This window comes from Streptomyces jeddahensis, assembly GCF_001642995.1.
Taxonomy (GTDB): Bacteria; Actinomycetota; Actinomycetes; order Streptomycetales; family Streptomycetaceae; genus Streptomyces; species Streptomyces jeddahensis.
Map to the genome: position 1 here is coordinate 35353 of NZ_LOHS01000108.1, position 10744 is coordinate 46096.

General features: G+C 67.8%; 8 protein-coding genes and 3 pseudogenes. 9 read left to right on the forward strand and 2 right to left on the reverse strand.

The window, feature by feature from the left end:
- Positions 1–265 precede the first annotated feature (265 nt).
- The 6 genes from STSP_RS25335 (at position 266) to STSP_RS25360 (ending at position 6409) form a co-directional block, all read left to right on the forward strand.
- Positions 266–1150 (forward strand): AAA family ATPase, encoded by an 885-nt coding sequence (locus STSP_RS25335; RefSeq protein WP_067282537.1) that lies wholly within the window; start codon positions 266–268, stop codon positions 1148–1150.
- Positions 1151–1181: 31 nt separating this feature from the next.
- Positions 1182–2555 carry a VWA domain-containing protein gene (locus STSP_RS25340; protein ID WP_157902898.1) on the forward strand — a complete coding sequence of 458 codons (1374 nt, stop codon included), beginning with the start codon at positions 1182–1184 and terminating at the stop codon, positions 2553–2555.
- A gap of 25 nt (positions 2556–2580) precedes the next feature.
- Positions 2581–3198, forward strand: coding sequence for a hypothetical protein (locus tag STSP_RS25345; protein WP_067282543.1), 618 nt, complete (start codon positions 2581–2583; stop codon positions 3196–3198).
- 138 nt (positions 3199–3336) lie between these two features.
- On the forward strand, positions 3337–3885 hold the full coding sequence (locus tag STSP_RS25350; protein WP_067282545.1) for a cupin domain-containing protein: 549 nt from the start codon (positions 3337–3339) through the stop codon (positions 3883–3885).
- Between the two features lie 54 nt (positions 3886–3939).
- Positions 3940–4923, forward strand: a complete 984-nt coding sequence (locus STSP_RS25355; RefSeq protein WP_067282548.1) for a hydroxyquinol 1,2-dioxygenase — start codon at positions 3940–3942, stop codon at positions 4921–4923.
- Between the two features lie 19 nt (positions 4924–4942).
- Positions 4943–6409: an aldehyde dehydrogenase family protein gene (locus STSP_RS25360; protein WP_067282551.1), complete on the forward strand. Its 1467-nt coding sequence runs from the start codon at positions 4943–4945 to the stop codon at positions 6407–6409.
- A gap of 140 nt (positions 6410–6549) precedes the next feature.
- Here the strand turns inward: STSP_RS25360 and STSP_RS25365 are convergent.
- Positions 6550–7811, reverse strand: a pseudogene (locus STSP_RS25365) (IS256 family transposase).
- On the opposite strand from STSP_RS25365, the gene STSP_RS41430 reads away from it, so the two are divergent.
- The 3 genes and pseudogenes from STSP_RS41430 to STSP_RS41325 form a co-directional block, all read left to right on the forward strand.
- Positions 7789–7986, forward strand: a complete 198-nt coding sequence (locus tag STSP_RS41430; RefSeq protein ID WP_456300509.1) for a helix-turn-helix domain-containing protein — start codon at positions 7789–7791, stop codon at positions 7984–7986. The pseudogene STSP_RS25365 and the gene STSP_RS41430 overlap by 23 nt on opposite strands.
- 17 nt (positions 7987–8003) lie before the next feature.
- Positions 8004–8168 (forward strand): annotated as a pseudogene (locus STSP_RS41435) (helix-turn-helix domain-containing protein); the annotation flags it as partial.
- A 332-nt stretch (positions 8169–8500) separates the two neighbouring features.
- Positions 8501–8545: pseudogene (locus tag STSP_RS41325) on the forward strand (hypothetical protein); the annotation flags it as partial.
- A 164-nt stretch (positions 8546–8709) separates the two neighbouring features.
- Here the strand turns inward: STSP_RS41325 and STSP_RS25370 are convergent.
- Positions 8710–10698, reverse strand: a complete 1989-nt coding sequence (locus tag STSP_RS25370) for an acetoacetate--CoA ligase (RefSeq protein ID WP_067282553.1) — start codon at positions 10696–10698, stop codon at positions 8710–8712.
- Positions 10699–10744: the final 46 nt, after the last annotated feature.

Sequence of the window (10744 nt, forward strand, 5' to 3'; positions counted from 1 at the left end):
GCTCTCCTTCACGCACCCGGCGCCCGCCGCGCTGAAGTCGTGCGGGGCGACGAGCTGCTGCGTTTCTGACGCGGTGTTCGGAGTCAAGCACTCCCTGATTCGCGACTTCGAGCGGCAGCCGGCGGGCACCCCCACTCCGGGTGGGCGGGTCGTCGACGAGAGCTGGTCACGGACGACGTTCGACATCGTGTTGGCTCCCTCGGACCACTCAGCGCCGAACCGCTGAGCACCCGCACCGACAGATCCCGAACAAGAGAGACATGCCATGGCCTTCTTCACCTCCGTCGAGCACGCGCGAGACTCCCTGGCCGCCACTGGCTACCTCGTGGACGAGGAGCTGGCGACCGTCGTCTTCCTCGGCGACGCCCTCGGCAAGCCCCTGCTGCTCGAGGGCCCGGCTGGTACGGGCAAGACCGAACTGGCCAAGGCGGTCGCTGCCGGCACGGGTGCCAAGCTTGTGCGGTTGCAGTGCTACGAGGGACTGGACGAGGCCCGGGCCCTGTACGAGTGGAACTACCGCAAGCAGCTCCTGCGGATTCAGTCGGCACAGGCCACCGGAGACGAAGGGCATGCCTGGAGCGACTTGCACGACGACATCTTCAGCGAGGAGTTCCTCCTTGAGCGTCCGTTGCTCGCGGCAATCCGGCACGACGGGCCGCTGGTGCTGCTCATCGACGAGACCGACAAGGCGGACGTCGAGGTGGAGGGGCTGCTGCTGGAGCTGCTGAGCGACTACCAGGTGAGCATCCCCGAACTCGGCACGATCACCGCCGTCCAGCGACCGTTCGTCGTCCTGACCTCCAACGCCACCCGGGACTTGTCCGAAGCACTGCGCCGGCGGTGCCTGCACGCCCAGGTGGAGTACCCGGACGCGGCCCGGGAGCGCGCTATCGTGCGCAGCCGCATACCCGAGGTCAGCGAGGAGCTTGCCGGGCAGATCGTGAAAGCCACCCGCGCCATGCGAGCGCTCGACCTGCGCAAGCCCCCCAGCGTCGCCGAGACCATCGATTGGGCGCGGGCGGTTGCGGCCCTCGGTCACCACGAACTCGGCGACACCGTGGCACGGCAGACACTCGGCGTCGTGCTCAAGAACGACCAGGACAAGGCGAAGGTCCGCGATCAGCTCCACCTCGCCGCCCGCCCGGCCTGAGGCACTCCCCATGAAACCGGCGGAGAACCCCATGCCACAGAACGACAAGCCGTCGCTGAGCGACGTCGGCCCGCTGCTCGTGGTCGCAATCGTCGCCCGGCTACGGGCGGGTGGCGTCTCGGTATCGACCAGCGAGGTGCTCGACGCACTCTCGGCCTTGGTGCACACCGATCTCACCTCACGGTCGAAGATGCGAGCGGCGCTGCGCGCAACGCTCGTCAAGGACGCCTCACACGACGTGCTGTTCCGACGGTCATTCGACGCGGTCCTCCCCCTGTTTCGCCCGCGCCCTGACGACGCGCCGTCAGCATCGACGACCACGGCCGGCCGAGCCGATGACGAGGAGCAACTGCTCGACTCCGTCGTCCGGGCCCTACAGGCAGACGAGGCCGACGACATCGACCACGCCCTCGACGAGGCGATCAACCGGTTCGCCGGCGACCACGACGACGGACGATCGGCGGGGCACCACGCCCAGCGGGTCCTGCGTCGCATGAATGTGCCCGACCTGTACCGGCGCTACCTCGAAGCCGACCGCGACAGCACCGAATTCGGTCGAGGCGTCGGCGCCGCCGAAGCCCGTGCCGCCATCGAGCAGATGAGCCGTCGGCTCACCGATATGCTGTCCGGTCGCCTGCGTGAGGGAGACGGCGTCGCGGCCCAGCAGCTTGAGGACCTGCAGGACCGTCCTTTGCTGCGGGCCGGAGCCGACGAGCTGGCAGCGATGCGAACGGCGATGCGGCCACTGGCCCGGCACTTGGCCTCGAAGCTCGGCGCGCTGCGCCGACGGGGCGGCTCGGGGGTGGACATGCGCCGGACGATCCGCGCCTCGATGGGCTACGGCGGTGTGCCAGTCACTCCAGTGGTCCGCCGCCGCCGACCGAGCAAACCGGACCTGGTGATCCTCTGCGACGTTTCGGGCTCCACCGCGCAGTTCGCGCCCTTCACCCTCACGCTGCTGCATGCACTGCACGAGGAGTTCCGCCGGGTCCGCTCGTTCGTCTTCATCGACGGCATCGTCGAGATCACTGAGCTTCTGGAGTCGAGCCCGGGGGTGATCGACGCCCATCACTTGCTTGCCAAGCGCGGGTTGGTGGCCAAGGACGGCCGTAGTGACTATGCCCGCGCACTGACGACCTTTTTGGCGACGTGGGGATCCGCGGTCACCGCGAAGACGACCGTGATCATCGCCGGGGACGCCCGTTCGCATGACCGTGAGCCTGCCACCTCCCTCATTGCCGAACTGCGCCACCGCGCGCGACGGCTGTACTGGCTCAATCCCGAGCCCCGCGGCGAGTGGGACACCCTCGACTCGCGCGCCACGGAATACACCGCGCACTGCACCGGCGCCTTCGAGGTCTCGACGATCCGGCAGCTGACCGCCGCAGTGGCCCAGATCCTGTGAACCACATACTCCCTGAGGAGGACCCATGACCCGCCTGCTGCTCAGCGTGGGGATCATGCTGCCAGGCAGCTTGCCCGCCGACACCGCGATCAATATCGCAGCCATGACCGGTCGGCTCGGGTTCGCCGCCGCGTACCTGACTGAGGTTCCGTCGCAGGATCAGCTCGAACGGCTTGTCCATGCAGCAGCCCCGGCCCAGGTCTTGGTCCCCCCGCCCAGCGGAGCCACTGGCGTCGTGTGGGTCAACAACCCCGTCACGGTTGCGGCGGCTCGGGCCGAGATGGATGCCGAGGGGGTCGAACGGCCACTGCGGGTCTGCGTTCCGATCTCGATCGGGCGGACGATGAGCGAGGCGGAGGCTCGTGCTGCACTCGAGCCGCGCTTCGAAGGAGACCGGCACCCGCGGCATGTCGGGATCTTCGGAACCTTCGAGCAAGCTCAGGACCAGGTCCTGGCGTTGGCCCGCGCCGGAGCCGATGAGCTGCTGCTCGAGGTGCCCCTGGAGCGGGACGTCGCCGATGTCCTGGCGCAGATCCGGGCCCTGGTCGTCGGCGCCACCCCGCAGCTGGTCGACGCTCCGCTGGCCAACGGCCGGACCGCACCACCGCAGACCGTCTTCTACAGCCCCACGCACTCCCGGTAGTGAAGGCTTCGGAAATCCGCCAACTGCGGGGTGAGGCCTTCTTCGAGCGTGATCAGTACTTGAGACTCAAAGTCGCGGCCAGCCTTTACGAGCCGTCGCACTTGGCCCCCGCAATTTCGAACTCGAGGAGCAACTGAGATGACCCAGACCAGTCCCGCCCAGGGCGGTGCGGTCCAGCACGCCAGCTACTCGACCACATTCGGGTCGCTGACAGCGTACGAGAAGGGCGGCGTCGAGCTGATCGCCGACGACGCGCGCCACTACGCCTTCTCCAACATCTTCGAGGTCGCCGCGAAGATGCCTGCCTGGGACCGCGTGGCAGTGGCGAAGAACTGGGAGTACGTCCTCGAAACGGTGCGTGCCGAGGGCACTTCGCCCTGGTACACGGCCTCCCACGACGAGTTCGCCCTGTGCATGGACGACTCCGGCAGCGAGGTGCTGGTGGAACTGGTCAAGCTCGACTCGCCGGTCGTCGCCGAGGGCGACGAGGGCGCGGTCCTCCTCGAAGGCGAGCCGGCCGGTCGCCGTATGGGCCGCATCCATCTCAAGCGCGGCCACCAGGCGCTGCTGCCGAAGGGCTCGGCGTACCGCTTCGTCAAGGACGGCGCCCCCGGCGTCCTGCTGCTGCAGACCATCGGCGGCCCGCTCAGTCAGTACCGCTGGGCCGAGATCTGCCAGACCGTCTGACCTGCTCTGCACGTCCTGCCCGACCCGACCGACTTCAGCGAAAGAAGGCCATCGATGTCCACTCCGCTCGACATAGTCCGTTCCGCCGATGTGAGCGCCGACGGCTACCACGACTTCAAGCTCGGTGAGTTCTCGTTCCGCCGGGACGAGTTCTTCGTCTACATCTCCTGGCCGACCGGCAGCCACGTGATGAGCGTGGACGCGTTCCTGCGTGCGCTGCAGCGCGATGTGGCGTGGGACTTCTTCTACGGCATCGTCAACTTCGACGGCGTCTTCGGCACCGTGAACCACTACGGCACCGTCGACATCTTCGCCGGCCGCTACAACGACTCCTACCGCAAGGCGGAACTCGACTACAGCGAGACCGTCGAGACCCCCGCCATCCGCGAGACGTTCAAGGCGATCCTCTCGGACTGGACCAACGAGTCCTTCGACCCGTTCGCCTCGCCGCACGAGACCGGCTCGGCGTTCGGAGTCAAGAACGGCGGTAACGACGCCGCGGTGACCCGCGAGCGCGTGGCGGCCAACCGGATGGTGGGCCTGCCCGGCGACCAGCAGCCCCGCACCGACGAGTCGGGCTACCCCGTCAACCGGATGTTCGCCGACGTCGACCAGGCCGAACCGGTCATCGAGGTCGAGCCCGGCTTCGAGGACGAGGTCGCAGCCTTCAGCCTGTTCGCCTACCTCTCGCGCTCCGACGTCACGTGGAACCCCTCGGTGGTCAGTGTCTGCAAGGACTCGCTGGCCTGCCCCACGACCGAGGAGTACATCCTGCCGATCATCCACGGCAACGACCGGGTCGAATGGTTCGTCCAGCTCTCCGACCAGATCACCTGGGAGGTTGAAGACCGGGACACCGGGGCTGTGCGCTCCCGCGTCGTCATGAAGGCCGGCGACGTCTGCGCCATGCCCGCCGACATCCGCCACCAGGGCTACTCCCCGAAGCGCTCGATGCTGCTGGTCTGGGAGAACAACTCCGACAAGATCCCTGAGGCCATCGCGTCGGGTCAGGCCCCCACCTACCCGGTCGACTTCTGAGCAAGATTCGAGAATCACCGTGCAGACCAAACTCTTTATCGGTGGCGACTTCGTCGATGCTGCCGACGGGGCAACCTTCGACACGATCGACCCCCACGACGGATCTGTCCTCGCCCACGTCGCCGAGGCCCGGCGGGAAGACGTCGACCGCGCCGTCGCCGCGGCGAGGAAGGCGTTCCCGCACTGGAGCCGCATGCCGGCTGCCGATCGTGGTCGCCTCCTGCTGAAGCTGGCCGACGCCATCGAGGCCGACGCCGAGAACCTCGCGCTGCTCGAGACCCGCGACACCGGGCACCCGCTTCGCGACACCCTCGGCCTCGACGTCCCGCGCACTGCCGCCACGTTCCGATACTTCGGTGGCATGGCCGACAAGTTCCAGGGCACGGTCGTCCCTGTCGAAGCGGGCTTCCTCGACTACGTGGTCCCCGAGCCGCTGGGAGTGATCGGGCAGATCGTCCCCTGGAACTTCCCGGTCATGTTTGTGGGCTGGAAGCTGGGGCCGGCGCTGGCTGCGGGCAACTGCGTGGTGATGAAACCGTCGGAGGTCACTCCGCTGACCGCGCTGCGGATCGCGGAGCTGGCTGCCGAGGTGGGCTTCCCCCCGGGCGTCATCAACATGGTGCCCGGCTACGGTCAAACAGCCGGCCAGCGAATCGTCGAGCACCCCGACATCACCAAGCTTTCCTTCACTGGCAGCAGCAATGTGGGCAAGCAGATCGCCATGCGCGCTGCGGACACGCTCAAGCAGGTCCACCTCGAACTGGGTGGCAAGGGCGCCAACATCGTCTTCGCCGACGCGCAGCTGGAGGCGGCTGTGAACGGCACCGCCTTCGGCATCTTCCACAACCAAGGCCAGGCCTGCATTGCAGCCAGCCGGCTCATCGTGCACGAGTCCCTCAAGGACGAGTTCCTGGACCGCCTCGTCACCCTGGCCGACTCGATCCGGCTGGGGGACCCGAAGGACCGGACCACCGAGATGGGGCCGCTCACCTCGAAGCTGCACTGGGACCGAGTGATCTCCTACCTCGATGTCGCGGCGCAGGAAGGCGGCACCGTCCTCGCCGGCGGCAAAGCCCCCAGCGACCCGGCTCTGGCCGACGGGTACTACATCCGACCCACCATCGTGGAGACGTCCCCTGACGCGCGCGCGGCCCGCGAAGAAGTGTTCGGTCCCTTCATGGTCGTGCACACCTTCAAGACCGACGAGGAGGCCTTGGAGATTGCCAACAGCGTCGACTACGGCCTCGGCGGCGGCCTGTGGACCTCGGATCTCGCGCGGGCTCACAAGACCGCCCGGGAGCTCCGCGCCGGTATGGTTTGGGTGAACTCCTACAAGCGGGTCAATCCTGGTTCGCCTTTCGGCGGCGTGGGGATTTCCGGATACGGCCGCGAGATGGGCTTCGAAGCCATGCGGGAGTACACCGAACCCAAGGCCACCTGGATCAACGTCGACGCCGAGCTGCCGCCATTCTATCCGCGCGGCTGAGCGCGGTCCTAAGTGCCTGTACCCCGCCGAGCCGCACCTCGGCGGGGTACAGGCGCTGCGCGTCTTGGCCGTGTCCGGACTCAAGTGCAGCCGCTCGGGATCCGGTGATTTCGTGCGTGCTTTCAGTTCGAACCGCTCCTTCAGTTCCGCTGGATACACCCGACGGGTACGTACTGAGTCGCCCAGGCTGGTCTTGGCGCTGGAGGGTCACGTCCGCTGGAGTGGTGTATCGATGGCCCCTCGATCGGGTGGAGGCGGAAGCGGCCGGGGATCTCGGAGCCGATGTGCGGCGTTGTTCGGCCCATTCGTCGCTCTGCTCGGCCAGGACCGCGCCGACCAGGCGGATCACCGAGGTCCGGTCGGGGAAGATGCCGACGACTTCGGTGCGGCGCCGGATTTCCTTGTTCAGCCGTTCCTGCGGATTGTTCGACCAGATCGACTTCCAGACCGTGCGGGGGAAGGCGGTGCACGCGAGCAGGTCCTCGAGGGCCGCGTCGAGGTGTTCGCCGGCGGCGGGGAACTTCTCGTGCAGCGAGTTGATGACCTGCGTCATCTGGTGGCGGACTGCGTCGGCGTCGGGCTGCTCGAACACCGTACGCAGCAGGGTGGCGACCCAGGGCCGGGCCGACTTCGGCGCCTGTGAAGGCAAGTTGCGGGCGTAGTGGGTGCGGCAGCGCTGCCAGCTCGCGCCGGGGAGGACACCGGCGACGGCGTCGACCAGGCCGGTGTGGGCGTCGGAGACGACCAGCTGCACTGCGGTCAGGCCGCGGGCGACCAGGGAGCGCAGGAATGTGGTCCAGCCGGCTCCGTCCTCGACGGTGGCCAGGTCCAGACCCAGGACCTCGCGCTGGCACTTGTTGTTGACGCCCACGGCGACCAGGCAGGCGATGTCAACGACGCGGCCGCCCTCGCGGACCTTCTGGGTCAGCGCGTCGAGCCGGACGAAGGTGTAGGGGCTGGCGTCGAGCGGCCGGTTGCGGAACTCGGCCACGCGGGCGTCCAGGTGCTTGGCCGTCTCCGAGACTCGGCACTTGGACAGTTGGGTGACGCCCAGGAACTCGGCGAGTTTCTCGACGCGTCGGGTGGAGAGGCAGAGGAGGTAGGCGGTGGCGACCACGCTGATCAGGGCCTGCTGCGCCCGGCGGCGGCGCTCGAGCGGCCAGGTGGGGAAGTAATTGCCTTGGCGCAGTTTGGGAATGGCCAGTTCCACGGTTCCCGCGCGCGTGTCCCACTCGCGCGGGCGGTAGCCGTTGCGGTGGTTGACGCGCTCGTCGCTGACCTGGCCGTACTCGGCGTTGCAGAGGGCGTCCGCCTCGGCCGACATCAGCGCGTCGGCGAGCGTCTTGACCATCGCGCGCAGCAGGTCGGGACTCGCCGAGGTGAGGTCACTCCGCCCGCCCAGCCGCCGGCGTTGCCGGTTGGAGGCAGCCCAGCGGTTTGCCGCCGGGGCCACCAACGGGGAGGTCGCCAAGGACATACGGGTCAGCGTGCGCTCGGTGCATCGGTGGCATCGGGTCTGGCAGGAGGCGGGCGCTGACGGGTCCGATCCACAGGGCCCGTCTCCAGGCCGAGGCTGAGTGACACCCTCTTCGCTGTGCTGGAGATCGAGCTGGCCAAGGGCGCGGTCGCGCACGGCCGGCCGGACCAGACATGGACCCTGGCCCGGATCAAGACGCTGATCGGACGGCGGTTCCACAAGCCGTTCACGGTGTCGGGCATCTCGCTGATGCTCCGCCGCCACGGCTCAAGTCATCAGGTCCCGGCCAAAGTTGCGCGCGAGCGGGACGAGCAGGCGGTGGCCGGATGGGTGAAGGAGACCTGGCCGTCCGTGAAGCGCCGCGGCGGCGCTCGATGCCTGCCTCGTCTTCGAGGACGAGGCAGGCTTCTCGATGACGCCGCCCACCAGCCGCACCTGGTCCCTAGCGGCGTCACGCCGGTCGTTCGCGTCCGCGGTCGTTCCCAGCGACGGATCTCCATCGCGGCCCTGGCCTGCTACAAGCCTGGGGAACGCTCCCGGCTGATCTGGCGGCCGATGGTCCACCCAGACCACAAGTCCGGCCCACGACTGGATCACCGTTCATCGTCCACTACCTGCCCTCGTACACGCCGCAGCTCAACCCGGTCGAGGGGATCTGGTCAGTGCTCCGGCGCCGTTGCCAGGCCAACACCGACTTCACTGATCCCGCCCACCTGATGCGTGCCCTCCGACGGAGCCTTCGCCAGGCTCAGTACCGACCCGACATCATCGACGGATGCCTCGTCGGCACCGGTCTCACCCTGACGACATCACCCCTCGAACGTCAGTGGTGGCCTGTCGGGACGAACTGCCTGAAGGCGTCCAACGCTGCAGGGTCGTCAACAGCGTCCCGGCTGACGACTGAGTCCGGGTCGGCACCCTGCAGGATCCGCTTGATCGGCACTTCGAGCTTCTTTCCGGTCCGGGTATGCGGAATCGCGGGCACCTGGAGGATCGCGTCGGGCACGTGCCGCTTCGAGGCCTCGGTGCGGAGACGGTCCGCGATCAGGCGGCGGAACGTGTCGTCGAGGGCGTGGCCCTCTTCGAGGGTCACGAACAGGGGCATCCAGTAGCCGCCGTCGGACAGGTCGATGCCGACCACGAGCGCCTCGTGGACACCTGGGATCTTCTCGACCACCTCGTAGATGTCGGCGCTGCCGAGCCGGACTCCATGGCGGTTGAGCGTGGCGTCGGAGCGGCCGTGGATGATGACACTGCCACGCTCGGTGATGGTCGCCCAGTCACCGTGTCGCCACACGCCCGGGAAGACGTCGAAGTAGGCGGCTTGGTACTTGGCGCCGTCGGGGTCGTTCCACAGATGCAGCGGCATGGTCGGCATGGGCTTCGTGACGACGAGCTCGCCGACACTCCCGCGGACCGGTCGACCGCTCTCGTCCCATGTGTCGACCGCGACGCCGAGCGGGCGTGCGGAGATTTCCCCTGGCCAGATCGGCTTGTTCGGGGCGCCGGTAGCCAGGGCGGACACGATGTCGGTACCTCCGGACATGGACACCAACGGCGTCCGTTCGCCCAGTTGCTCACGGATCCAGTGGAATGCGCTGGGCGGAACCGGTGACCCGGTCGCCCCTACCATCCGGAGCCGGTTGCCGGCGGGCACCTTCGTGCCGTGCCGCTCGCACGCGTGCAGGTACCCCGGGCTCGCACCCAGGATCGTGACGTCATGCTCCGCGGCGAGTTCCCAGAGCCGTGCCGGCGACGGATGGGCAGGGCTGCCGTCGTACAGGACGATCGACGCCCCGAGCAAGAGCATGTTGACCGTGAAGTTCCACATCATCCAGTTCGTCGAGGTGTACCAGAGCATCCGGTCGTGCTCAGTGACGTCGAGTTGAAGCCCGACGTGCTTCTGGTAGTCCAGCGTCACACCGCCGTGCCCATGGACGAGTCCCTTCGGAATCCCTGTGGTGCCGGAGGAGTAGAGCACCCATAGCGGGTGGTCGAACGGCACCTGGACCGGCTCGAGCATGCCGTGCTCGGTCTGCAGCAGGCGCTCCCATGCCGTCGCCGGCCGATCGATGTGCGGTGCGGGGAGCCCGACGTGGGTCACCTGGAGCACCTGCTCGACTGACGGCAGAAGGCCGAGCAGTGCCACAGCCTCCTCGCGGCGGTCGTAGGTCCTGCCGTTGAAGAAGTACCCATCTGCCGCGATCAGTACCTTGGGCTCCAACTGCGCGAGTCGCTTGGCTGCCGCCTCGGCGGCGTAGTCCGGACCGCAGCACGACCACACGGCGCCGAGACTGGCAGTCGCGAGGAAGGCAACGACCGCCGCCGCGTTGTTGGGCACATAGGCGACGACACGGTCGCCCGCCTCGACTCCCAGCGCCTTGAGGCCGGCTGCCGCGGCGGCGACCTGATCCTCCAGATCTCCCCACGTGATCGCACGGCTTACGCCGGGCTCGGTGACCTCGACGATCGCCATGCATTCCGCGTCACGTCCGCGGAAGACATGGCTGACGTAGTTGACAAGGACGTCCGGGAACCACTTGGCGCCGGGCATCTGGTCCGCGAGCAGGACGGTCGTCGGCGCGGTGGAGGAGCGCATGTCGAAGAAGGTCCAGGCCGCAGACCAGAAATCCTCCAGGTGCTCGACCGACCAGGCCCACAGATCGTCGTACTCGGGGAGAGAGACACCGTGCGTCTTCTCGACGTACTTCGTGAACGCAGCGATCCGGCTCCGGTCGATGTCCCTCGGGTCCGGTACCCAGACCGGCTCGATCGTGGGCTGCGGGTGGTTGCTGGTCGGGGTGTCGGACATCAGGTCTCCAGGGCAGATGACGGATCGATGTAAAACATACGACGAG